We start from the raw sequence: 26,459 nt of genomic DNA, 5'->3' as shown, positions 1-26,459 counted from the left end.
CTGTCACAAAACAGGCGTTTAGGTTAATTCGTTTTGAAGTAACCCACTTCTTTATTTAGTTTTTCTGCTAGCTCATCCAAGGCGATAGTTGCGGCATTATTTTGCTCTAGGGAATAAACCGTTTTCTTATTTATCTCATCAATTTGCGCCATAACGTCAGTTATCGAACCAATTCCAAGCACTTGTTGAGTTGCAATATCAGAGACTAATCTCGCATTTTTAAATGAGTTATTGGCATTTTCTTGGATATCTTGCAGTAAGTTCATTGCATCATGGGTCTTGGTTTGACCATCCTGCACTTTAGGTAAAGTGTTTTGCATAACAGACACGGCTGTTGATGTTTCTAACTGCACTTCTTCAATTGTTGTTTGAATTTCTCTGGTTGCTTCACCTGTTCGTAAAGCAAGTTGCCTTACCTCGTCAGCCACTACAGCAAAACCACGACCCGTTTCACCGGCCCGAGCAGCCTCAATTGCAGCATTCAACGCCAATAAGTTGGTTTGATCTGATATACCATTAATCACATTGGTGATCCCACCAATTTGTTTGGTCAACTCTTCTAGTTTACTGATTTGTGCTACCGCTTGAGTCACGGTGTTTGCAACATTCTGCATTGATTCCACACTCAATGACATGGAATCAATGCCGTTTTCTGCCCTTTCTACCATGCGTTTTGCATTGTCTTTATTGTTAGATGCGGTTTCTGATACATCAACCATATTCGTCTTAATATCATCAAGTTTAGACCTTGTACTGACCGTTAATTTGTCTTGTTCTTGAGCGAGTAAAACGATATCTGTTGATCCTTTAGTCACAATTGTTGACTGTAATTTTAAGTCGTGTGACGCACCTGCAATTTCAAGCACTGTATTGCGCAAACGCTCCTGCATTTTGGCCATAGTAGCCAACATACTTTTGTCATAAGGTGTATGGAGTTTTTGCACTAAATTACCTTGGGCAATTTGAGTAAGAGACTCGGCAGCAATAGTAGGCTCAGCACCCAATGAGGTCTTAAAACTATTCGCGATAATATAAGCGACAAAAATAGACAACAACAAGGCACTAAGCGTTAACACCAACATAGTGACTTTAAAGGAAGTGGCGTTTTCTAAAATCTCATTTGTGGCCGTCACATTTTTAATTTCTTGCAGATCAATAAACGAATTAATGGTATTTAACCACTGTACAAAAAGTTGATTGCCGCCACCTTTTAACATTGCCAAAGCATCGTCATTTACATTTAACTCGTTCGTTTTGGTATTAATGATTTTTTGTATTACTGCTTCAGTTTTTAGTTGTAGGTCATCAAGTTGTGCCAACTGCGATGTTTCTTGACTGCTAAAAAATATACCTGAGGACTTCATAGCTTGCATTTTTTTATAGGACGCCTCATAAAACTCACGCAGCCTGTTGATATTATCAATGTGTGTTTTAACACTAGCAGGGCTACTTGCTGTGGCGAGATCGCGAATAGCAATTGCTCTGTCGTGCACACTGCCGCGAAAGTTAATCGCATTACGCTGCTTAACCAAGTTAATTTCAGTCATAGTAGTTAAGGTGCTACCTATGATGTTGACTCTATATATACCCACCATAGTGAGCACCACCATAAGCAATGAAACCACACTAAAACCAATTAGAAGTCGCTTATTGATACTCAAATTATTTAACATATTTATTTTCTCTTGAATTCAAAAATGGACGAAATAAGCCATCCAAGGGGGGATTTATTTTGTATCCAAACGTGCCACGCTACTCGAATACAATGAAACACAAAAGGGAACAATATAGGTAAGCACTACCTTAAACCAGTTAATCTGTGCATCACCTAAAACCGCCTCACCTTGGTTTATCAAGGTCAATATTGTACCTACTAGGATACTGATAAAAGTGGCTGTTTTAACTTGCTTTTTGGTAACCCTCATATAAATTTTTCCATTTTGTTTAATTGTAATCCGTATTAAAACGGCAAATGACATAGCCAAGAACGAAAATTCCAACTTAAACTTTCAAATTATTCGCATTTTCCTTGCTCATGGCAAAAATAACTTGGGAACTTGAGGTAAAAATTTTCTTGTAATTCTAATTAAAATCAAAATTTAATCTATTAGACTAAAGCAGGGGTCTATATTTGAAAGTTGTACTAAAGCGTTATAAACAGGGTGTTGTCTTTTGATGTTTGCACTTGTTTTGAAGTCTGCCACTTGCCAAACCTTAGGTAACATCTTGCCGATGTTTTCGCCTATGGCTCTATTTGTATTTTCGGTAAAGGATGCTGTTTGAAGAATTGCCAAATTAAATAAGAGCCAGGTAAGTCAACGTCCGTTTTACCTAAACCATATTCACTTAACTTTTCAGCTTTCGGAGAGCCTGGCCAAGTATGTCCTGCCTCAGTTGAGCGGTAGAAATCAATATCTGCATTTCTTGCGCAGTTTTTATATTGAATAATCTCGACTGATGGAGAATAGTGGGCCTGTATTGTCGATTGACACTGATTATTCTCTACCCAAGCTGACACCGCATCTTCAACCCCCATATTCCAATAGATAGGCGAGTCACTTCGTAGGTAATAGTGATTTACCCTATCCTTTTTACCGTGAAAAGTAATAGTGGCTACACCACGAGAGGGTTTGCAATCCTTTGGATACCTAATACCCGCAACAGGCCCAATAGCAGCAATAATTGACGACAAGTCACAGGCTAATCGACTGCTCATTCGAGCTCCTCCAGAAAACCCAGTAGCAAAAATTCGGGTCTCTTCAATGGAAAACTGTTGTTTTAATGACGTAATCAGTTGGCGAATAAACAAGACATCATCAGGACCCTTTTTTAAATTGACGTTCCATGTAATTGGACCATCAGTTTCACGTTTGAAAAGAGCGAGTGGTGAAACCACAATAAAATTTTCAATTTCAGCCAATTTTTCAAATTCGGATAACTCAGCTTGTTTATCAGGGTGACCATTAGTGCCATGAAAATTAATTACCAATGGATAAGCATTATTCGCAGAGTACGCAGCAGGAAGGAATAACCGGTATTTTCGTTGATCATCCGCTATTTTAATGGTCTTTAAGGAGCTTGCTCCTTGAGCAAATAAACCACCACTTATTGTTAGTAAAATTAACCCTACAACATTTATCATGACATTTTTACTTAATAATTGAGACATTGAAAATAGTTCCGTAACGGTTCGCAGTGGCCAAAACAAATAGTATGGATAGTTACATTTAAAGGCTCCGGACGCACGAAAATATTCATTTAAGGTGTGTGTTTAGTACTTGGTGTAAATCCGTCATTTACAGCGACTAAGGCCTTTTACATTTTTCTTTTTAGTGACATAGCGATTTTGGGAATACCATGAGAGGGCGTCCAACGTTTAAATTCAGTAAAGCCATATTTTCTGTATAAATGAATTGCAGGCTCATTAACAATAGCAGTTTCTACTCTTGCCTCTGTAAATTCAAATATAGCTAACACATAACCTATCAATTGGCCTGCCATGCCTCTCCTAAAATACTGGGGATCAACAGTTAAGCTATCGATTTCTAGTCGCCTATCTTTTATCGCGATCTCGATGATTGCCCCTAGGCTTCCATTTTCACTAAAACCATAAAAGAAGGTTTTTGAGTTTTCTATATCTTTTATGCTGCGGGACAATGGCGGAAAATTAACAACCCCTATTAGTTGCGCTTCAATCTTATAAGCATTTTGAAAAACGTTGAAAATTTGCTTGGCAACGTCCAGATTCGAATTTTCAAGTTGCTGTATCATCTAGTTACCTCTAATTTTCTTGTTTGATGCCCGCCAGCGCCGCACACTAAGTGGGTATTACGCACGCCGTTACAAACCAGATAACGTCTGTCTATACTTCTTATCACTCATTCTCAATTCAGAAAATAAGATTGACTCTATATCAATAAGGTTGGCGCGATTTTGTTTAGTTATCTGTCAAAACCATGCTTTTAAATGCTTATTGATTTGCATGACAGGACCCTATTCAAGTATTTGATTTAAACTGACATAAAAATTTCACAATAATTTGATGTAATACTGGATGCCATTAGCATTGCTCTCTATTGTTTAGCGAAATTATAAAGTCAAAAATCATCCAGGTCATTCCCTCTGATACATAAGGTAAAACATTTGAAGATTTACACTACAGGTCTAAAAGCCGTGATCATCACCACAGTATTTGGTCTCAGCGCACATTCCGCTTTAGCCATCGACTCTAAGATTACTAAATATCAAAGTAAATCAACATTCAAAGGAGAACTTCATTCTATAGGTTCGGATACCTTAGCGAATTTAATGGCATTTTGGACTGATGAATTTAAAACCATCTACCCAGAGATTACTGTCACCTTACATTCAGAAGGCTCCGCAACAGCCCCTCCGGCATTATTAAATGGGGCTGCCAATATTGCCCCCATGAGCCGAGAAATGACTACAAATGAATTGAATGCTTTTGAAGTTGAATTTGGCTATCAACCCACACCAATAAAAGTGGCGATAGATTCACTTGCCATATTTGTACATAAAAGTAATCCCCTTAGTCACATCAGTCTTTCGCAGCTCGAAGCCATATTTTCAGCGGCTCCACGATGCCGGGAAACAAGTCGTATTCATTATTGGCATAATCTAACGGAAACGAATCACACTAGAACAGTGATTGATGTTTATGGTCGTAATTCAGACTCAGGGACCAATGGTTTTTTCAAAAACGTGGCACTGTGTAATGGCCGTTATATCGACTCAATGCAACGACTGCCGGGTAATGCTTCTATTGTGCAGGCGATTTCTAACAACCCTAATGGAATTGGTTTTTCAGGTCTAGGTTACAAAACCTCGGGGGTGCGTACGTTAGCCATCATGCACAAAGGCAAAGCCACTCTCCCTGATAATGTAGGTGGAATTACTTGGGAGTATCCGTTGGCGCGCTACCTGTATTTGTACGTCAATAAACAGCCAAATAAAACACTCGAAAAACCCGTTAATGAGTTCATCTTGTTTGTGCTGTCTAAAGCTGGGCAAACCACAGTGGAGCAAGACGGTTACACGGCTTTGCCACAGACATTGATCCAACACGAACTTAAAAAACTCGGCGAAGCAATCTAGTTAACTCTTACTAAGGATAGTGAGCGTAAATTGAGCATATCCATAAAAGGTTGAGGTTTTCCAATGGCATAACCTTGGGCATAATTAATTCCCATATCTTTCAAACGCTGCTCAGTTTTAGCGTCTCCAACAAACTCAGCTATTGTCTGTTTACCCATACTAGTGGCAATATCATGTATGGCCTTTACAGTTGCAAGGTCGCACACATCATTACACATGTTTTTTACGAAAGAGCCGTCTATTTTTACGAAATCAACACTCATATTTTTTAGATAGGTAAATGAGGACATACCCGCTCCAAAATCATCTAATGCAAACTTACAACCCAGAGCCCTAATTTCATTTACCATGTTATCGGCATTCACCAAATTCATGACGGCTGAAGTTTCAGTGATTTCAAAGCACAGTTTTTCAACGGGTATAGTACTGACCTTCAGTCGATTTAAAATTTTCGTTAACAAAGAAGGGGAGTTTAAACTGACACCAGAAAGATTAATTGCGCACTTTTCAAGGTGTTGAACATGCTCACTATGACTTTCAAGTAGATCAAGGGTACGTTCAAACACCCACTGATCTACTCGCGTCATTAAGCCATGCCGCTCAGCAACTGGAATAAACATTGCTGGGCTTATCACCTGCCCATTTTTATCTTTCATGCGCAGCAAGATTTCATAATTAAAACGCTTATGTGTGTCGCTAAGAGGTTTTATGGTTTGAAAATACAATTCAAAACGACCGTATTCAAGGGCATGTTGTATATGAGCAAGGGTGTCTAATTCAGCATTACGAAAGGCTAACTCATTGTCACCCTGTTGATGCAAGTGATACTGATTACGTCCATTATTCTTTGCAGTATAACAAGCCGTATCAGCTGCTTTAACTAACCCAACGGCTTCAGTATAGTGATGGTCAATTTGCACTATGCCCACACTCGCCCCGACATGGAAAACCTTGTCGTCCCATAAAAAACGAAAATTAGCGACGTTATCGAGTAATTCTTGCACCCTAGTTTCGGCTTGGTGGCTATTAGTATTATGTAACACCAAGCAAAATTCATCCCCTCCCACACGGGCGAGTATGTCTTTATCCTTCAGGGTTTTCCCAAGAATATTAGCAATGTTGCGTAATAATTTGTCTCCTGCTTGATGCCCACAGGTATCATTAACCAGTTTAAATTGATCCATATCGATATAACACAAAGTCGCTGTGTCCTGTTGAGTAAGGATTTTATTTAGTACTTTTTGCAATTTACGATCAAAAGCATATCGATTGAGTAAACCAGTGAGTTGATCATGATTAGCCTGATAATAAATTTTTTCTCGCAATTGGATATCAGCCGTGACGTCACGACCAATCCCCTCAATTGCCACTAAGTTGTGATCTTTATCAAATATTGGAGAGTCAGTGTATTCAATAATCACTTCTTCTTTTGACGCCGCTATATAGGACACTAAATATGCTTCTGTTCCGTCGCCCTGCAATTGTCGGCGACGAATTTCAGCCATATTGTTAGGCATGTTTTTTATATAATTTTGATTATTATGTTTAAAGTCGCTGGCTTCATAACCCAAAATATCTTTTACGCCATGGCTTATGTAAGTCACCTCACCATTGGCTTTTATCGAATAAATAAAATGCCCATGCAGGCCATCAATTAAACGACGAAATTTTGCTTCACTCTGTTCAAGCTTTTGTTGTGAAAGATGGCGCTGAGTAATATCCCGTACTGTCATCGCGATACCAATACCCGCTTTTACTATTTGCAATTTAAGCCACTGTTTTTCATTAAGTTTATGCCGACTTAAGACACACTCAAAAGGGTGACCATTTTCATTTACTTTTTTGATTTTAGAAAAGATATCTTTGCCGTTCATCTTCTCTAAATGTTTATTAAGTGACAAAGATCCCTGCTTTAGCATATCTTTACCAAATAGCGTGGTGGTTACTTTGTTAGCATCAACCAATTTAAAATCAACGATTTCATCATAACCATCGCACACGGCTTCATATACCATGATGCTATCTAATGCCGCTTCACTTGCCGCTTGATAATGTAATTGGCTTTGACTTAAGCGTATTGCACTCCTTAGCTGCCAAAATAGAAATAGGCAGATCAATGCCGACATCAAAGCACCGCCAACTAATATCAAATTCCCCATTAACGCCATTTGCTGGGAACTCTGCAAACGCAACGACCACTTCCGCTCAGCAAAAATGACCGGCATAGACACAATAGAACCATCATCCACCAAAACACCGTAATCAAGGAGTTTAGTTGTGCCGTCGTAGAGTGAAAAATTGAACTGGGGTCCAATTAAGTCCCCAAGCATGGCTTCTAAGGTGGTTTTAATATCAAAACTCGCAACCACGTAACCCAAACTTAGATTGTTCGGGTCCACTCGTAAGACATATAGGTTAAGTAACTTATTCAAGTCCGTTAAACTCGTTGCCTTGCCCTTTTGAAAAAGTACTTCACCATTAATACCAAAATCGGTAACAGGCTTACCTAATAAACCAGAGCGATTTTCAGAGGAGATATTCCAGCGAACTGTAAAGTCGGGGTTGAGCCACCAAATATCATCAATGCCTGGCAGCACATTTTTCATACTGGCCGCATGAGTATGAAACCAGTCAACGGGGTTGGGATACCTATCAGGCCAAGAAATAATCAGATTGTTTAGAGCGCGACTGCGGTCCGCTGAAAACATCTCCAGAGTAGTCCCTATTTGATGTGCTACAACTTTTGCCAACGCGACACGACGCCCCTCCTCTCGTTCAACTAAATAAAAACGAAAAAAGAAAAACAACACTAATAACAACACAAACAGAATACTAGGCAGAAGATACAGCCTGTTATTCTTGTTCAAAAAAATAAACACCAGTTAACACCCAATACAACAGAATTCGAATGATTAACCGAAATGATATGACAGAAACATGACAGTAAATTGACAAAGACAATATTCAAGTAAGTATTTGTAAAAGTTCACAAATATTATTAGTGATAGGCAACCAACATTTTACCTCTAGCTGTTAATTGGCTCACCAATTTTGCAGTACAAATGTCAGCTAAACCTTATCTGTAATAAGTTGAATAAAGTAGTACAACCTATGCAACAGCTGCCACCCTTGCCGTTACCTGAATTTCAATCTTCATATTGTCATCCAACAACCCTGCTTCAAACATAGTAGCTGCGGGTCTGATGTTACCGAAATAGTGATTGAGCACTGGCCAACAAGCTTCAAAGTCGTGTTTATTAGGTAAAATGTAAGTCACTCTCACGACATGTTTTAGCCCACTATTGGCTTCTTTAAGTGCTTGCTCTATATTTTGTAAACATTGCTGGGTTTGTTTTGCCACGTCTTCTGAAATTGACATATCCGAATAGTTGTAGCCTGTGGTACCAGAAACAAACACGTAGTCGCCATCCACCACCGCACGTGAATAACCTATTTTGCTCTCAAATTCAGAGCCACTTGAAATCAACTTTCTACGCATATTTACCTTCAAATAAAATAGCAGTCTTTAGAAAACAAAAACGAGGCTTATAGCCTCGTTTTAATCAAATGTAACCTTTGAATGAGTCTACACAACTAGATATATTCTACTGCAATGATCTCAAACTCAATGGTACCTTTAGGTGTTTGGATATTAACTACGTCATCTAAAGATTTACCAATCAAGCCTCTGGCAATAGGTGACCCAACAGAAATCAAGTTATTCTTAATATCTGCTTCGTCTTGGCCGACTATTTTGTAAGTAGTTTCTTCATCAGTTTCCAAATTAATAATAGTCACTGTGGTGCCAAAAATGACTTTGCCATTATTTGTCATTTTGGTGACGTCAATAATCTGAATATTAGACAGCTTGCCTTCAATATCCTGAATACGCCCTTCACAAAAACTTTGCTGCTCACGGGCAGCATGATATTCGGCGTTTTCTTTCAAATCGCCATGCTCTCTTGCTTCGGCAATCGACTTTACAATTTGTGGTCTTTTGACCGATTTTAAATGCTTCAACTCTTCTCGGAGCATTTCTGCACCTTGGGCTGTCATTGGATATAACGTCATATCAACAACTCTCTTATTTTTGTTATTTAATTCAATTTAATGGGTACTAAATACAACATTTCAACTAAGGGACAAACAACTGCGTTGTTTACCCCTTTAATTGTTGACCTTAGTGAATGCGAGTATGTAACTCCTGAACTGAAGTTACTCGTGCTCTGTCATCGGCTTTATTGGCATTAACAGTAGCAAACGCTGCATTCATGGTAGTGGTATAAGCCACTTTATTTAAAAGCGCTTCTTTACGAATATACACAGAATCATCAATCGCTTGACGACCTTCAGTGGTATTTACAATGTAGCAATATTCACCGTTTTTAATGGCATCCACAATATTTGGACGACCTTCGCTGAGTTTATTAACAACGCTACATTCAACACCGGCATTATTCAATACAGTCGCAGTACCTTTAGTGGCTTCTAAAGTAAATCCCTTAGATACCATGGTTTGACCTAGTTCTATTACACGATTTTTATCGTTTAAACGAACTGATAATAACGCTTTACCACCTACAGGAATAGGTTGACTAGCACCTAAATTTGCTTTTGCGTAAGCTTCTTCAAAGTTTTCACCCACGCCCATCACTTCACCGGTAGAGCGCATTTCTGGTCCTAGTAATGGATCCACACCTTGGAATTTAGCAAAAGGCAACACCACTTCTTTAACCGAATAAAACGGCGGGATGATTTCCTTGGTAATACCTTGTGAGGCTAAAGATTGACCGGCCATCGCTCTCGCGCCAATTTTGGCAAGAGGCATACCCGTGGCTTTTGAGACAAAAGGTACTGTTCTAGCAGCACGAGGATTCACTTCAATCAAATACACCTGACCATCTTTAACTGCAAACTGGGTATTCATTAAACCAACAACACCTAATTCTAATGCCATAGCTTTGACTTGCTTGCGCATCACATCTTGTACATCTTGGCTAAGAGAATAAGGCGGTAAAGAACAAGCCGAATCACCAGAGTGTACCCCTGCTTGTTCGATATGTTCCATAATGCCACCAATCACAACATCTGTGCCATCACAAATCGCATCAACATCCACTTCTATGGCATCGTCTAAGAATCGGTCTAACAGTACAGGTGAGTCATTGGATACTTTAACAGCATTGTTTAAGTAACGTTTCAGGTCGTTGATGTCATATACAATTTCCATAGCACGGCCACCTAATACATAAGAGGGGCGCACAACCAATGGGAAACCAATTTTATCGGCTGCTACTAAGGCTTCTTCTAGATTTCTAACAGTCGCGTTAGCAGGTTGCTTAAGATTAAGCTTATTCACCATCTTTTGGAAACGTTCGCGATCTTCTGCTTTATCAATAGCATCAGGTGACGTACCTATAATAGGTACACCGGCCGCTTCTAATTCCCGTGCTAATTTAAGTGGAGTTTGCCCACCATATTGCACAATCACACCTTTAGGTTTTTCGATGCGTACAATTTCTAACACATCTTCTAAGGTCACAGACTCAAAATACAAACGGTCTGAGGTATCGTAATCCGTAGAGACAGTTTCAGGGTTACAGTTAACCATAATGGTTTCGTAACCATCTTCTCGCAACGCAAGGGCGGCATGGACACAGCAATAATCAAACTCAATACCTTGGCCTATGCGGTTGGGACCACCGCCTAACACCATGATTTTGTCATTATCAGTGGGGTTAGCTTCACACTCTTCATCGTAAGTAGAATACATATAGGCAGTGTCTGAAGAAAACTCAGCGGCACAAGTATCTACACGTTTGTAAACGGGGTGAATATCAAAGTCGCGGCGTACTTCACGCACATCGGATTCATCTACGCCAGTTAATTCAGCAATTCTAGAATCTGCAAAACCTTTACGTTTAAGGGTTTTCATCAAATCATGATCAATTGCAGACAGGCCAGACTCATGTATCTGTTGTTCAAGAATGATCAATTCTTCAATCTGAACTAAATACCATCTGTCGATATTGGTTAAATCAAATATTTCGTCTACTGACATACCCATACGCATCGCATCACCAATGTACCAAATACGTTCAGCACCCGGTTCACGTAGTTCACGAATAATAGTGACTTTTGCATCTGGCCCATTTATATCAATAATGGAATCGAGACCATTCACGCCCACTTCTAGTCCGCGCAACGCTTTTTGTAGTGACTCTTGTTGGTTACGACCAATGGCCATCACTTCACCAACAGATTTCATTTGAGTAGTTAAACGGTCGTTGGCGCCTTCAAATTTTTCAAAATTGAAGCGTGGTATTTTTGTGACCACATAATCGATAGTAGGCTCAAACGACGCAGGCGTTAATCCACCAGTAATGTCATTGGCTAATTCATCTAGGGTATAACCCACAGCTAATTTAGCTGCCACTTTAGCAATTGGGAAACCCGTTGCTTTTGAAGCCAATGCAGAAGAGCGCGATACCCTAGGGTTCATCTCAATAATCACTAAACGGCCAGTTTTTGGATCCACGCCGAACTGCACGTTTGAACCGCCAGTTTCAACACCAATTTCACGCAATACCGCAATAGCCGCGTTACGCATGATTTGGAATTCTTTGTCTGTTAAGGTTTGGGCGGGCGCAACAGTAATCGAGTCACCGGTATGCACCCCCATAGGATCAATATTTTCTATGGTACAAACAATAATACAGTTGTCAGCTTTGTCTCTGACCACTTCCATTTCGTATTCTTTCCAGCCTATAAGCGATTCATCAATCAATAACTCACTGGTTGGCGACAAATCTAAGCCGCGACGGCATATTTCTTCAAATTCTTGTTTATTGTACGCAATACCACCGCCAGAACCGCCCATAGTGAACGACGGACGAATAATACAAGGAAAGCCAATTCGAGAACTGACATCAAATGCTTGTTCAATAGTGTGGGCAATTTCTGCATGAGGACAAGATAACCCAATGGATTTCATGGCTTTGTCAAAACGTTCACGGTCTTCTGCTTTATCAATGGCATCGGCCGTTGCTCCGATCATTTCAACGCCAAACTCTTCAAGCACGCCGTACTTATTCAAATCAAGGGCGCAGTTCAAGGCAGTTTGTCCACCCATAGTGGGTAATACCGCATCGGGACGTTCTTTCTCAATGATCTTTTTCACTACTTCCCAGTGGATTGGCTCGATATAAGTGGCATCGGCCATTTCTGGATCAGTCATGATGGTAGCAGGATTTGAGTTAACCAAAATTACCCGGTAACCCTCTTCGCGCAAAGCTTTACAAGCTTGTGCACCTGAATAGTCGAATTCACAAGCTTGGCCTATTACTATGGGGCCTGCGCCTAAAATCAAGATGCTTTTTATGTCGGTACGTTTTGGCATGTCTTTAATTACTCTACTAATTCTTGTACTTTAAATGGTGCGTGCTTTATTGGCTCTGCTGCATCAACGCTATAAAATGATCAAACAATGGCGCAGCATCATGTGGACCTGGGCTAGCTTCAGGGTGCCCTTGGAAACTGAATGCTGGTTTGTCTGTACGATGAATACCTTGTAAAGATTTATCGAATAATGACACATGAGTCACTTCTAAAGTATTCGGTAAATTACTTTCATCTACTGCAAACCCATGGTTCTGACTGGTAATCATAACGCGCTTACCTTTGATATCCTTAACAGGATGGTTAGCACCGTGATGACCAAATTTCATTTTGACGGTTTTTGCGCCACTAGCGAGTGCTAATAACTGATGTCCTAAACAAATACCAAAGATAGGAATGGACGTCTCTAATAATTGTTTAATCGCTGTAACTGCATAATCACAAGGTTCAGGATCACCCGGACCATTTGATAAAAACACCCCATCAGGTTTTAAGGCTAACACCTCATCTGCTGTCGTTTTGGCTGGTACCACAGTCAACTTACAACCACGGTCAGCTAACATACGTAAAATATTGCGTTTCACACCAAAATCATAGGCAACCACGTGAAACTTAGGGTTTTCTAATGCGCCTTGGAAGCCATTACCCAATTCCCAACTACCGTCGGTCCACTGATAAGACTCATCACAGGTCACTTCTTTAGCTAAATCCAAACCTTTAAGTCCTGAAAATGCTTGGGCCTTAGCTAATGCGCTAGCTTCATCTAATGGAATATCATCAAGAGTGTTACTGGCTATGATGCAACCATTTTGTGCACCTTTATCACGCAAAATGCGAGTTAATCTGCGGGTATCTATATCTGCAATACCTAGAATGTTATTTTCTTCTAAATAATCAGACAGACTTTGTTCACTGCGGAAATTACTTACGATCAAGGGTAAGTCACGAATAATTAGGCCTTTGGCCCAAATTTTATTGGATTCACAATCTTCAGAATTTATCCCCGTATTACCAATATGCGGGTAAGTAAGAGTGACAATTTGTTCTGCATAAGAAGGGTCAGTTAGAATTTCCTGATATCCTGTCATTGAGGTATTAAACACTACCTCGCCAACCGACACACCAGAAGCTCCAATTGCAGTACCTTTAAAGACAGAGCCATCTTCAAGTACTAAAAGGGCAGAATTAGCCAAATCAACCTCCAGGATATTAAACGGTTTTAATCTAGGACTCTGACCGTTTAAAAACAATAAACAGAGTCCCAAGACATTCATATAAACATATGATTTACATGAACATTTAGTCAATTTGCAATTTATAAAAAAGTGAAATCTAAGTGACCTCACTGAATTTTGGCAAATTCGCAATATTATACATACAAGGGCGTTTCAGGTCTATTCACAATTACATAAAATGCATAAATAACCGTTTAACCATACTTTTTATACATAAGGGCTAAAAGCAGCAATTCCCAAATCATAAACTAGCGTTATTTAAAGCCTAGTACATCTTCCATGTCATACAAACCTGCAGGTTGATTAATAATCCAGCTGGCGGCTTTGACTGCCCCTTTAGCAAAGGTTAATCGGCTTGAAGCCTTGTGGGTAATTTCTAACCTTTCACCTATATCCGCAAACAATGCGGTATGTTCACCAACAACATCCCCTGCCCTTACGGTGGCAAACCCTATAGTTTGCTGATTTCGTTCACCCGTTTCGCCTTCTCTACCATAAACGGCACATTCAGATAAATCTCTACCGATTTCATCGGCAATCGCTTCACCAATTGCCATTGCGGTACCTGAAGGTGCATCTTTCTTGAACCTATGGTGTGCTTCTAATATCTCAATATCCGCCGTTTCAGCCATTACAGCGGCAGCCTTTCTAACTAAATTCAGCATTAAATTAACGCCCACACTATAGTTAGCTGCAAAAACAATAGGGATCAGTTTAGCAGCAGAGTCTAACAGCAACTTTTGTTCCGTATTTAAGCCAGTAGTACCAATTATGATTGGTTTCTTGTGGGCGACACAAAAAGCCAGATTATCTGCAAGCGCACTAGGCAAGGTAAAATCAATCAACACTTCTATTTGTTCGATTTTTGTCGATAAGTCGTCACACACTAATAAGCCTTTTTTGCCTATGCCTGCAAGTTCCCCTACATCTATTCCCACCAGAGAAGAGGTTGCTCGCACACCGGCTGCAGTCAATTTATCGTCCGCACTTAATTCGATAGCTTCTATCAAGACTCTACCCATACGGCCGTTGGCACCGAAAATAGCAATATTACTCATTGTGTTTTAGTCATTTTTAATTGGTGATTTATGAAGGGATTGTGCCTGAATTATGTGTTTGATGCAGTAAAGGAAAAGCTAACTTTTTTATATAACTAACCTCAGCTTTGCATAAGGAAAGCAGCACTAATGATTAAAGTCGGATAGTATTAACATTAATACCATCATTTTTATCACTATTTTATGGATTACTCATGCCAGAAAGTAATTTCAGCAACCCCATAGTCGCTACTGATCAATTACCTACCATATTAAATTTAGAGCACAATTCACTATCCGAAAAATATGCGCCGTTAAATCGTTTAATAAACTTAAGCGTTACCTTGGTCATTTGTGTGATTGTTTTGGTTGTATATTTCCAACCTTTTGTTGCGTTACCCCAAGGGTTACATAGTTTTTTACCTTACTTTATTTGGGCTGTTGCATTTTTAGGCTTATTACTCACTTGGTTTACGCACGCTCGGGATCACGTTAAATCCTATACCCTTAGAGAGCTAGACTTACATTATACAAGTGGCCTATTTTTTCGAAAAGTAGTGAGTCAACCTATTACCCGAATTCAACATATCGAACTGAAGCGCGGCCCCTTCGAACGTAAAGTGGGTTTAGCAAGGTTACAAGTATTTAGTGCTGGCGGCGAGATGCATACTTTCGAAATCCCCGGTTTACCCGTTGAGAAAGCACAACAACTCCGTCAATTTATATTGCAGCATAGAGATGTGGTCAAACATGGATAATCAGGCTGATACATCGTCCATCAAAAACATTAAAGCCATGGATCAATCCCACAATCTAGACCAATGGCAAGTTTTATCACCAGTAGCGATTTTATATTTTGGGGTAAGTGTATTCAAACACCTCTTTAGCAATATTATCTATCTCATTCCTGCAATAGTGGTGAGTTATAATAGTGTGCTAGAACGCCCTTTTATTTGGTTACCTGCCATTTTATTGGCTTTTGTACTACTCATACTCTTTGCCTTTGTAAGTTTTAAAGTGTATCGCTATCGATTAACTGACGATAATATCGAGATCCGCTCAGGTATCTTCAGTAAAAAACACTTAAACCTACCCTTCTCCCGGGTACAAAATGTCAAAATAGAACAACCAATTTATTATCGTTTTAGCGGACATGCTTGCCTGCAGTTAGATACCGCTGGCTCGGCTAAAAATGAGGCAAAATTGGTAGCGATAAAACTCGATTTTGCGCAACAATTAAAAACACGAATTCAAAGCCAATCACAGCACAATAAGGTAGACATCAATCAAGAAAACACTTCAGCTGAGCCAAGTGAGTTACAAAGCGAATCAGCCAATAGTCAGTCTCAGCAAGAAATAGTGCTGAACCGCCGGCATCTATCTGATTTAGTCATCCATGGCATTACCAGTAATAGAATTTGGATCTTTCTTGGAGGTTTAGCCCCTTTCTATAACAAAATAGTCGACTCGGTTGGTGAATGGTTAACAGACTTAGGAATTAATTTAACAGAACTCTTTAGTTTACAAACCCATTCGCTACTTGAAGTGGCTTTATATGCCCTGTCACTGACAATGTTGATCATGTTGCTATTAGTGAGCTTTTCGGTAATAGGTGCAATCATTAGTTTTTATGGCTATACCCTGAGTAAACAGGACGACAAATACATAAGACGCAGTGGTTTATTCACCAAGCACGAAGTCAGCATGAGTTTAAGTCGTTTACAAATGGTGGTGCAAAAACAAGACTGGTTAGACGTATTGCTTAAACGAATTAATCTTAATTTTGAACAAAGTAACTCTTTTTCCAAAAATCTTAATTCTTCGGCATCCAGCAGCAAAATTATTGTGCCTTCTATTAAACCTCATGAATGCCAAACCTTGATTGATGATGCATACCCCGGTAACGCCCTGAACACTTTAGTTTCCAAAAATGCGTTTACCGCCATTAGTAAACGTTTTATTTTTCGCAATATTGTTTATATCTTAATGCCGCTGTGGTTAATCGTTACAAGCGTCACTGTTATAAATGACAAACTAATGTTGGCAGTGCTGGCAAGTACAGTATTTCTAGGGCTTTGCGGGTTAGTGGTGTTACGCTGGAAACGTTGGGGTATTGCTAGAGACAAAGGTTTTGTCTATCTAAGAAAAGGGTTAATTGGTGTCGATTATTATTGTTTTCCTACCTATAAACTCCAGCAAATTCAGTTCCAACAAAACTTACTCATGAAAAGACGGCAATTAGCTTCAGTAAAATTTATACTCGCCTCTGGCTCATTAAAGGTGCCTATGATCAGTGAAGAATTAGCCTATGGCTTAATTGACCAAGGACTTTATCAGGTAGAGTCCAGTCAAAAGTCTTGGATGTAGTAATAAAAAAGCCGCTAAAAATAGCGGCTTTAGAATCAATTAATATTACTAAATTAATTTGTTAAATCATCAAAAAACTTCTTCACACCGTCAAAGAAACCACTTTCTTTGGGGCGATTTTTGGCAACGTCTTTACCTGTTCCCATAGAATTTTCCAATTCATCTAACAACTCTTTTTGACGGGCACTTAAGTTAACAGGTGTTTCAATGACCACTTTACAAATTAGGTCGCCAACACTGCCACTGCGCACAGACTTAACACCTTTATTACGCAAACGGAACATTTTACCGGTTTGGGTTTCTGCTGTGACTTTTAACTTAACCTTGCCTTCTAAGGTAGGCACTTCAATCTCACCGCCTAACGCCGCTCTCGTGAAGCTTAAAGGTACTTCACAGTATAGGTTGTTACCTTCGCGGGTAAAGATTTTGTGGTCACGAACATGAACTTGTACATATAAGTCGCCTGCTGGCGCGCCCATTTCACCGGCTTCGCCTTCTCCAGATAGACGAATTCTGTCCCCCGTATCCACACCGGCTGGTACTTTAACCGACAATGTTTTGGTTTTTTCTACGCGGCCTTGACCATGACAAGCTTTACAAGGATCAGAGATGATCTTGCCTCTGCCAGAACAAGTTGGACAGGTTTGCTGTACAGCAAAGAAACCTTGGCGCATTTGCACTTGGCCTTGACCATGACAGGTTGGGCAAGTAGTTGGGCTTGAGCCCTTTTTCGCGCCAGAACCGTCACAAGGCTCACAACCTACTAGTGTAGGCACACGAATTTCGACACTTTTGCCTTTTACTGCTTCTTCAAGAGAAAGCTCTAAGTTGTAACGTAGATCCGAACCTTGACGCGCTCGAGATTGACGACCACCGCCTCCTCGTCCACCACCAAAAATATCGCCAAATACGTCACCAAATATATCGCCGAAATCTCCGCCATGTCCACCGCCGCCGCGATTTGGGTCAACTCCAGCATGACCGTATTGATCATAAGCAGCACGTTTCTGCGAATCGGTAAGCATTTCGTGTGCTTCTTGCACTTCTTTAAATTTTTCTTCCATAGCTTTATCACCCTGAGTTCTATCTGGGTGGTATTTCATCGCTAGGCGCTTATAAGCCTTTTTTATCTCGCGTTCGGTGGCACTTTTGTCCACTCCCAACACTTCATAATAATCTCGCTTCGACATCTCGATTCGTTATCCTGCGGTATCTAGTTCTTATTTTGCCATAGCCATAAAATGACTAGCTTTTAATACAAACAAGGCGCACCCAGAATTCACTGTTGCGCCGAGCTAGGCCAACTCACTATGGAGTCAGCCTTTTAAGTCGAAAAAATTATTTCTTTTCGTCTTCTTTTACTTCTTCAAACTCAGCATCTACTACATCATCATCTTGTGATTTAGCACCTGCATCAGTTGCTTCTGGGCCACCTTGAGCTGCGCCTTCAGAGGCAGCTTTAGCTTGAGCCACTTCCATTAACTTGGCAGACGCTTGAATAAGCTCCTGAGTTTTAGCTTCAATCGCTTCTTTGTCACCTTCTTTCACTGCCCCTTCAAGAGCAACTACAGCGGTTTCAATTTCAGTTTTGTCTTCTTCACTTAACGCATCGCCTGCTTCTTCAACTTGCTTACGTGTACCGTGAATCAAGCCATCAGCCTGGTTACGAGCTTGAACAAGTTCTTCAAATTTCACATCAGCATCTTTATTTGCTTCAGCATCTTGAACCATTTGTTCTACTTCTTCATCAGTCAAACCTGAAGAGGCTTTGATGGTGATTTTTTGTTCTTTACCTGTATCTTTATCTTTCGCTGATACATGTAAAATACCATCAGCATCAATATCAAAGGTCACTTCGATTTGCGGTGCACCACGTTGTGCAGCACGAATACCTTCTAGGTTAAATTGACCTAAAGATTTGTTACCCGAAGCTTGTTTACGCTCACCTTGCAGACAGTGAATCGTTACCGCAGACTGGTTGTCTTCTGCTGTAGAGAAAGTTTGAGACTTCTTAGTAGGTACAGTAGTGTTTTTCTCGATTAGAGTAGTCATAACACCACCCATAGTTTCGATTCCTAAAGAAAGCGGTGTTACGTCAAGTAACAATACGTCTTTCACATCACCAGACAATACGCCACCTTGAATCGCTGCGCCTACAGCTACTGCTTCATCAGGGTTAACATCTTTACGTGGCTCTTTACCAAAAAATTCAGTGACATATTTCTGAACTAAAGGCATACGTGTTTGACCACCTACCAAAATAATATCGTTGATATCACCAACAGATAAATCGGCATCAGCTAACGCTTTTTTAAGTGGCTCTAGTGTTGCCTTAACCATTGACTCAACCAATGATTCAAGTTTTGCACGGGTCAATTTAATAGTAAGGTGCTTAGGACCAGACGCATCAGCAGTGATGTATGGTAAGTTCACTTCAGTTTGCTGTGCAGAAGACAATTCAATCTTGGCTTTTTCACCGGCTTCTTTTAAACGCTGCATCGCAAGAGGATCTTTACGCAAGTCCATACCTGAGTCTTTCTTAAACTCATCTACTAAGTAGTTAATGACTTGGTTATCAAAATCTTCACCACCTAAGTGCGTGTCACCGTTAGTCGCTAATACTTCAAAGGTGTGCTCGCCATCAGCTTCATCAATTTCGATGATAGAGATATCAAATGTACCACCACCTAAGTCGTATACGGCTACAACACTGTCGCCTTTTTTCTTGTCCATGCCGTAAGCAAGTGCAGCAGCTGTAGGCTCGTTGATAATACGTTTTACTTCAAGTCCAGCAATTCGACCAGCATCTTTCGTTGCTTGACGTTGCGAATCGTTAAAGTAAGCAGGTACAGTGATAACCGCAGCTGTGACTTCTTCACCTAAGTAATCTTCGGCAGTTTTCTTCATCTTTTTCAACACTTCAGCAGAAATCTGCGGCGGTGCCATTTTTTCGCCCTTGGCTTCAACCCATGCATCACCATTGTCAGCTTTAACAATTTTGAAAGGCATGATGTCGATATCGCGTTGCACTTCTTTATCTTCCCAACGACGACCAATTAAACGCTTTATTGCGAATAAGGTATTTTGTGGGTTAGTCACCGCTTGGCGCTTAGCTGGTTGTCCAACTAAAATTTCACCATCATTTGTGTAAGCGATGATCGAAGGAGTAGTACGATCCCCTTCTGCATTTTCTAATACTTTGGCTTTGTCGCCATCTAATACTGCTATACAAGAGTTAGTAGTACCTAAATCGATTCCAATGATTCTACCCATTAGTTTGTCTCCAAAAAATTGTTCTTAAAAGCTTGTACACTTTGTGGGGTTATTATTTAGATTTTCAACATCTTATTGAAAATAAACCATCACAAAACTGTAATTATTTTTGCTAATTCTGCACTTCTAAATAAGCAACAGTCATTAAGCTTGAGTATCTACACCGCCTTCTGGCGCTCTAGTCACCATAACCATGGCGGGACGTAACAAACGACCATTGATCTCATACCCTTTTTGCATCACTGCCATCACTGTATTAGCTGGCAACTCTGCGTTTTCTTGCATCGACATAGCTTGATGTTGTTCTGGATTAAAAGGTTGACCTTGTGGGTCAATCACTGTCATTCCAAATTTTTCAATTGTGCTGATAAACGACTTAAGTGTTAATTCGACGCCATCAACAATTGGTTTTATAGCTTCATCTTCTGGATTAGCTACCTGTAAAGCACGCTCTAAGTTGTCGGCTACTGGCAATAATTCACCGGCAAATTTTTCTAACGCAAATTTGCGAGCTTTGTCGATTTCACCTTGCGCACGTTTACGAGCGTTATCAGCATCCGCTATAGCGCGCATGACTGAATCTTTTTGGTCAGCAAGTTTAGTTTCAGCTGCAATAACCGCCGCTTCTAATTCAACAATACGTTGCTGATCTTCAGACAACTCGACCACTTCTTGTTCAGGGTCTTGTTGCTCGGTTTCTTGTTGCTGACCTTCAATACCAGCTTCTAATTCTTCATCGTGCTGGGTCGTTTGTTCTTTTGACATGCTTAGCTCCGTATACTCTTTACGCAATTTTTCAACTGCCACTGTTAATGGGGCTATATTTATTAGCTTCAAGGGTTTTTAATTGATGTTTTTTTGATTTAACAACAATAACCATTCAGAAATGTCTAAGAAGTGACCTTTCATATTTCTTTAACTAAGGGTAAAGTACTGAATTATCGATTAATTTTAACAAACACATGATCAATGTCTGGACAGTTTCCGCATTAGTACTCTGTTACTTATTAGTGTTATTTGCCTTAGCGTTTTGGGCCGACAAACGTTATAAAGGCCAACAACAACACCCCTTTATCTACAGTTTAGCCTTAGGTGTGCATTGTACCTCGTGGGCATTTTTTGGCACCACAACCCAAGCCACTCAGTACGGATGGGCATTTGTTCCAACCTATTTAGGTGTGATCTTAGTCTTTTTATTTGCGCATCCAGTATTACGTAAAATCAGTTTGTTGTGCCACCAGCACCAAGTCAGCTCTTTAGCCGATTTTATCAGTTTACGCTTTGAGAAATCTTATCTACTTGCAGCCTTAGTCACTGTTTTGTGTCTAATTGGGGTGATCCCTTATATCGCATTACAACTTGATTCAGTGAGTCAAAGTGTTGCGATATTAGTGGGTATAGACGTAAGCTGGAGTGGCAATGTTGGTGCCTATGTTGCGATTTTAATGGCTCTTTTTGCGATTTTGTTTGGTACCCAGTCTCTCAGTGCCAGCGACAAACATCCTGGATTAATGCTGACAATTGCATTTGCTTCTTTGGTTAAGCTCATCGCTTTACTCATTGTGGGTATATACGTTTGTTATGTGATGTTTAACGGCGTTTTAGACTTATTCGGTCAAGCGCAATTACATCCTAAAAGCCAACAAATCATCCAGTCTGACTCCGCTATTTGGGTATACCTAAGCCACATGTTATTAGGGGTATGTTCAATGTTCTGTTTACCCCGCCAGTTTCATATTAACTTTGTTGAAAATAATGGTAGCGAAGAGCTAAGAACTGCCCGCTGGCTGTTCCCATTATATTTATGCCTAATGACAGTGTTTATTCTACCAATAGGTATTGCCGGACACATAGTGTTTGACGAAACAACCCTAGTTAATACTGATATCTATGCACTGGCATTACCAATGGAAGGAGGTAGCACTGCTGTGGCGCTAATCTCTTTTATTGGCGGTTTATCAGCGGCCACCAGTATGGTGATAGTGGCAACACTCGCCATGGGGATCATGATTTCCAACAACTTAGTAACGCCATTGCGCCTAAAAATTCAGCTACAACGATTACAAAAACATAATCTCACCCCCAAAGCCGTGTTATTTACCCGCCGAGCAACTGTTGTGGTGGTGATGGGTATCGCTTATTTGTATCACTTGGATATCAGTCAAACCGCGCCTTTAGTAAAAAGTGGCATAATCGCAATTGCGTTACTGTCACAAACACTCCCCATTATTATTGGTGGTTTATATTGGAAAAAACGCAATAAAACAGCCGCCATGATTGCTTTAGTTTCGGGGGCTGTCTGTTGGGCATATTGGTTACTTTGGCCAAGTATAACCGCCAGTTATTACTTTGATCCCCCTCCCAATGATTTACAACTCGCCTCAGGCTTTGTGTTGAGTTTATTGGTTAATACCTTTTGTTTTGTATTGTTTAGTTTGATTTTACCCGCCAGTAAAGAGCTGCAAATAGGCGGGCAAGAAGAACATGCCTTTTCAACGTTAAACCAGGCCACTAAAATATCTAAACTGCTTGCGGTTACAGAAAAAGTATTAGACAAAGAACGGCATCAATTTTTACTGAATAATCTGCCAATCGAGCAGTCATCTGCCTACGCAAGTCCTAAATTATTAGCCAGTATAGAAAACGAGATAGCCAATCAAGTGGGTAATGTGAGTGCCAGAATTTTACTGTCTGCCATTGCCGAGAAAAAAGATGTCGCCATAGAAGAGTTAGTCGAGCTCGTTGAAGAAGCGAGCCACACCTTCCACTTTAATCATGAAGTCTTGCAATCCTCGGTGCAACATATTCACCAAGGCATATGTGTAGTCGATGTAAATTTGTCTCTTTTGGCTTGGAATCAACGATATATTGAGTTATTCGATTACCCCGCCAGCTTAATTCAAGTCGGCATACCAATTAAGGACTTATTACTGTTTAACGCCCACAGAGGGCTATTTGGTCAGAAGGCAAAAATAGACTCTGAAATTGAAAAACGTATGCAATACATGCGTATCGGAAGTCATTACAAATTTGTGCGCGAACAAGAAAATGGGCAAACTATTGAAGTGAACGGCAGCCCTCTTCCTGGTGGTGGCTTTGTGACTACTTATAGCGATATTACCGACTACATCAATATTCAACAGCAATTACAGCAATCTAAACAACACTTAGAAAGCCGCGTCGCGGAACGCACGGCACAATTGGAAACGGCTAACATTGCCCTTGACGGAGCCAGACAAGAAGCCGAAAAAGCCAATGACAGTAAAAGCAAATTTTTGGCAGCCGCCGGTCATGATTTAATGCAACCTTTTAATGCAGCGAGCTTATTTGCGTCACTGATTAAAGAAAAAGCGCCCAATCAAGACATCGCAGACATGAGTCATAATTTAATCCAGTCTCTTAATAATGCCGAAGAACTATTATCGACACTATTGGATATGACAAGGTTAGACTCAGGTATTTTAACCACTAACATTCAGAACTTTAAACTGAGCGAGTTGTTAACCCCCTTAGTTCAGGAGTTCACTATTTTGGCACAGCGAAAGGGCATACAACTAAGATATGTGCCCTGTTCAGCTTGTGTCTCCTCTGACAAAAAGTTATTGAGAAGGGTGTTACAAAACTTAATATCTAACGCCGTTCGTTATACCGAGTCTGGCAAAATATTAGTTGTCGCCAAAAGGCAAAAACAATATATAAAAATTAGAGTGTATGACACTGGTAAAGGCATTGCCCAAGATCAACAAAAAGAAATTTTTAAAGAATTTAACCAATTAGACAAACAAAATAATAATCAGGGCTTAGGTTTGGGTCTAACCATAGTAGAACGTATCAGTGCCCTACTTCAGCATACTATTAATCTAACGTCTTCACTAAACCATGGGAGTTGTTTTGAAGTTACCGTGCCTAAAGGGTTGCGAATTTCTAGCACTGAATTACTACAAACTAAACCCACTGCTGATTCATCTGTTTTACTTCAGAATAAAGTCATAGTTATCATTGAAAACGACGTTAATACAATACAAGCGGTTACTCACTTGTTCCAAAGCTGGGGAGCCACTGTCTGCGCCTTTAATAATGTAGAAGATGCATTAACCAGCTGCACAACATGCCCAGATATGCTGTTTCTCGATTATCATTTAGATAATGGGGCGACTGGCATCCAAGCCGCACAAGTATTGCGAAAAAATTGGCAGGTAAATGTACCTGGCGTCTTAAGCAGCGCTGACAGAACAGAAGAAGTTCGCAACCAAGCCATAGATGCAGATTTACATTATTTACCTAAACCTATAAAACCTGCAGCCTTGAAACGTTTTTTGAAACAAATAATGTCTTAAACGTTATCCGAGACGATAAATTATCGAAACACAATCGAATTTAACAGTCGGCGCGGTGCCAGTTGTTGATGTTGCAAAAAATTAAGAGGATGGCAGCCTCGAGACTAAAAACAACCAGACAATTCTGCTTCCTCTTTTGTCCCATTGAGCGATACATGTAGCATTATTTTGTAATAATAAAATGCCACTCAATGCGAATGCAGACCGTCGGTTTCTTTTACACATTCAAATTTTTTAATTATCCAAAAAAAGTAAATGGCTGTAATCCTTAGATATTATTTATAGGTGCAATTATTGCTTGGTATAAATCTGTAGTCAGATGTCTCTTCCACTTTATAAATCCTAAGAACGTGTGGTGTAGGTTTTTTCTAAGAGGAAGTCCTTACCTCAGGAATGACAGAACGCATTTCGGGGCAGTTTAAAATAACTAATGAGGAAAACCGCAAATGAAATGTAAATTATTCACACCCTTTTTTGCCCTAGTGGCCTTCACTATTTCACTGTCCACTCAAGCTACTATTATCAACCTCACATCCAACCTTGACGGAGCGCAAGCAAATGCAGGGGCTGGATCGGGTAGTTTGGGTACCGGCATAGCATCCATGCTCTATGATGATGTAAGCAACGAGTTTTCCTGGGATATAAGCTGGTCGGGCTTATTAGGAAATGTTACAGCGGCACACTTTCATGGAGCGGCACTGTTTAACCAAAATGCCGGTGTGCAAGTAACCATACCAATTGTTTCTAATCCAACCTCAGGCAGCGCCACTATTAGCGCGGCTCAGGCTACGGATTTACTTGCTGGCCTGTGGTATATCAATATTCATACAGACTTTTCGCCCAGCGGTGAAATTCGAGGTCAAGTAATGAGGGTATCTGAACCTAACCTGTTGTTGTTGGTATTACCATTAGTAATGGGATTATTTTATTCGCAAAGAAGACGCCATAGATTCTAATCGAAATAGAGTACGAGGTTGAATTACCAATACAGGAAATTCAACCTCACATTTCAGTTTCTCGCTTCAACAGACCGCTGCAACACATTTTTAATCCTAAAACACTTTAATGATACGGACTACAAATCAACTGTATAGACTCAGGCATAATGAAATTTAATAAATAATGCCTAATTCGTTTCCTGCTATATTACCCCTTTCATTCTCGCTTTGTTTTTCACAAATAGGCTAAGGTATTAATTTAACAATGGAAAATATTTTTCACATGGTTTTTAATAGGAAGCAGAAAATCTCGTTAAACCTATGTATCCTTTTGCTTGGCAACTCGTTGTTATTTTGTTACTGAAACAATAAAAAATATATAATAAAATCAAAGGGTAAGGCCAGAAAACGACGACAACAAAAATCAAATCGAGAAGTTATATATACGACGTGCTCGATATTAAGCGTTAGGTTTTTTCGTCATATTATGGAGTTAAAATATCATGGAACCAAATATAAAAATGAACCCGCTGTATAGAGTTTTAGGGTTAATTATAAGCGTATTTCTAATGTCATCCTTAGTGTTTATCGATTACTCTGGAGATGTTATTCCACAGATTGTCTTTACTATAATTATTTTACTTACGATTGTTCCAGTGTGTATCAAAGGATATATTTCTGGCCAACTATTAGATAGGTTACCTTTGTTCTTAGTTAATCTAATTAAAGGCAAGCCGCCAAGTTATAAGTAGTAAAAAC

General features: G+C 39.9%; 18 protein-coding genes. 5 read left to right on the top strand and 13 right to left on the bottom strand.

All coding sequences use genetic code 11. The features are described from left to right. Nucleotides 1-23: 23 nt before the first annotated feature. The 4 genes from AAC000_RS19005 to AAC000_RS18990 all read right to left on the bottom strand — a co-directional run bounded on the left by AAC000_RS19005 (nucleotide 24) and on the right by AAC000_RS18990 (nucleotide 3,771). Nucleotides 24-1,673 carry a methyl-accepting chemotaxis protein gene (locus AAC000_RS19005; protein ID WP_339724979.1) on the bottom strand — a complete coding sequence of 550 codons (1,650 nt, stop codon included), beginning with the start codon at nucleotides 1,671-1,673 and terminating at the stop codon, nucleotides 24-26. A gap of 54 nt (nucleotides 1,674-1,727) precedes the next feature. Beyond that, nucleotides 1,728-1,925: a nitrate/nitrite transporter NrtS gene (gene nrtS, locus AAC000_RS19000; RefSeq protein ID WP_339724977.1), complete on the bottom strand. Its 198-nt coding sequence runs from the start codon at nucleotides 1,923-1,925 to the stop codon at nucleotides 1,728-1,730. A 317-nt stretch (nucleotides 1,926-2,242) separates the two neighbouring features. Further along, nucleotides 2,243-3,169: a PHB depolymerase family esterase gene (locus AAC000_RS18995; protein ID WP_339724975.1), complete on the bottom strand. Its 927-nt coding sequence runs from the start codon at nucleotides 3,167-3,169 to the stop codon at nucleotides 2,243-2,245. A 146-nt stretch (nucleotides 3,170-3,315) separates the two neighbouring features. Then, complete coding sequence (locus tag AAC000_RS18990; RefSeq protein WP_339724974.1) at nucleotides 3,316-3,771, bottom strand: N-acetyltransferase; 456 nt, start codon at nucleotides 3,769-3,771, stop codon at nucleotides 3,316-3,318. Between the two features lie 372 nt (nucleotides 3,772-4,143). On the opposite strand from AAC000_RS18990, the gene AAC000_RS18985 reads away from it, so the two are divergent. Then, nucleotides 4,144-5,115, top strand: coding sequence for a phosphate ABC transporter substrate-binding protein (locus tag AAC000_RS18985; protein WP_339724973.1), 972 nt, complete (start codon nucleotides 4,144-4,146; stop codon nucleotides 5,113-5,115). On the opposite strand, the gene AAC000_RS18980 is transcribed toward AAC000_RS18985, so the two are convergent. The 6 genes from AAC000_RS18980 to dapB all read right to left on the bottom strand — a co-directional run bounded on the left by AAC000_RS18980 (nucleotide 5,112) and on the right by dapB (nucleotide 14,806). Next, nucleotides 5,112-7,982, bottom strand: coding sequence for an EAL domain-containing protein (locus tag AAC000_RS18980; protein WP_339724972.1), 2,871 nt, complete (start codon nucleotides 7,980-7,982; stop codon nucleotides 5,112-5,114). The genes AAC000_RS18985 and AAC000_RS18980 overlap by 4 nt on opposite strands. Nucleotides 7,983-8,224: 242 nt before the next feature. Beyond that, nucleotides 8,225-8,614: a RidA family protein gene (locus tag AAC000_RS18975; protein ID WP_339724971.1), complete on the bottom strand. Its 390-nt coding sequence runs from the start codon at nucleotides 8,612-8,614 to the stop codon at nucleotides 8,225-8,227. 95 nt (nucleotides 8,615-8,709) lie between these two features. Continuing rightward, complete coding sequence (greA, locus tag AAC000_RS18970; protein WP_339724970.1) at nucleotides 8,710-9,186, bottom strand: transcription elongation factor GreA; 477 nt, start codon at nucleotides 9,184-9,186, stop codon at nucleotides 8,710-8,712. A gap of 109 nt (nucleotides 9,187-9,295) precedes the next feature. Continuing rightward, complete coding sequence (gene carB, locus AAC000_RS18965; protein ID WP_339724968.1) at nucleotides 9,296-12,514, bottom strand: carbamoyl-phosphate synthase large subunit; 3,219 nt, start codon at nucleotides 12,512-12,514, stop codon at nucleotides 9,296-9,298. Between the two features lie 46 nt (nucleotides 12,515-12,560). Then, nucleotides 12,561-13,706, bottom strand: coding sequence for a glutamine-hydrolyzing carbamoyl-phosphate synthase small subunit (gene carA / locus AAC000_RS18960; protein WP_339724966.1), 1,146 nt, complete (start codon nucleotides 13,704-13,706; stop codon nucleotides 12,561-12,563). A gap of 296 nt (nucleotides 13,707-14,002) precedes the next feature. Next, on the bottom strand, nucleotides 14,003-14,806 hold the full coding sequence (dapB, locus tag AAC000_RS18955) for a 4-hydroxy-tetrahydrodipicolinate reductase (protein ID WP_339724964.1): 804 nt from the start codon (nucleotides 14,804-14,806) through the stop codon (nucleotides 14,003-14,005). Between the two features lie 194 nt (nucleotides 14,807-15,000). Between dapB and AAC000_RS18950 the strand changes: the two genes are divergently transcribed. Then, the gene (locus AAC000_RS18950; protein ID WP_339724963.1) at nucleotides 15,001-15,543 is read left to right on the top strand and encodes a PH domain-containing protein; all 543 of its coding nucleotides are present in this window, start codon (nucleotides 15,001-15,003) and stop codon (nucleotides 15,541-15,543) included. Further along, complete coding sequence (locus tag AAC000_RS18945; protein ID WP_339724961.1) at nucleotides 15,536-17,152, top strand: PH domain-containing protein; 1,617 nt, start codon at nucleotides 15,536-15,538, stop codon at nucleotides 17,150-17,152. The genes AAC000_RS18950 and AAC000_RS18945 overlap by 8 nt, the downstream gene beginning before the upstream one ends. Nucleotides 17,153-17,205: 53 nt before the next feature. Here AAC000_RS18945 and dnaJ read toward each other — a convergent pair whose 3' ends face one another. From dnaJ to grpE, 3 genes are all read right to left on the bottom strand, one after another. Then, the gene (gene dnaJ, locus AAC000_RS18940) at nucleotides 17,206-18,342 is read right to left on the bottom strand and encodes a molecular chaperone DnaJ (protein WP_339724958.1); all 1,137 of its coding nucleotides are present in this window, start codon (nucleotides 18,340-18,342) and stop codon (nucleotides 17,206-17,208) included. Nucleotides 18,343-18,490: 148 nt separating this feature from the next. After that, nucleotides 18,491-20,425: a molecular chaperone DnaK gene (dnaK, locus tag AAC000_RS18935; protein WP_339724956.1), complete on the bottom strand. Its 1,935-nt coding sequence runs from the start codon at nucleotides 20,423-20,425 to the stop codon at nucleotides 18,491-18,493. A gap of 144 nt (nucleotides 20,426-20,569) precedes the next feature. Next, nucleotides 20,570-21,190, bottom strand: coding sequence for a nucleotide exchange factor GrpE (grpE, locus tag AAC000_RS18930; protein ID WP_339724954.1), 621 nt, complete (start codon nucleotides 21,188-21,190; stop codon nucleotides 20,570-20,572). A gap of 197 nt (nucleotides 21,191-21,387) precedes the next feature. Between grpE and AAC000_RS18925 the strand changes: the two genes are divergently transcribed. Together AAC000_RS18925 and AAC000_RS18920 are read left to right on the top strand one after the other, a co-directional pair. After that, a complete protein-coding gene (locus AAC000_RS18925; protein WP_339724953.1) occupies nucleotides 21,388-24,762 on the top strand; it encodes a PAS domain-containing hybrid sensor histidine kinase/response regulator in 3,375 nt (1,124 codons plus the stop codon). A 446-nt stretch (nucleotides 24,763-25,208) separates the two neighbouring features. After that, nucleotides 25,209-25,718: a CHRD domain-containing protein gene (locus AAC000_RS18920; protein ID WP_339724952.1), complete on the top strand. Its 510-nt coding sequence runs from the start codon at nucleotides 25,209-25,211 to the stop codon at nucleotides 25,716-25,718. Nucleotides 25,719-26,459: the final 741 nt, after the last annotated feature.

Origin of the sequence: uncultured Paraglaciecola sp., from assembly GCF_963977085.1 — a bacterium.
In the GTDB taxonomy this organism is placed as follows: Bacteria; Pseudomonadota; Gammaproteobacteria; order Enterobacterales; family Alteromonadaceae; genus Paraglaciecola.
This window is presented reverse-complemented; position numbering and strand designations above follow the sequence as displayed.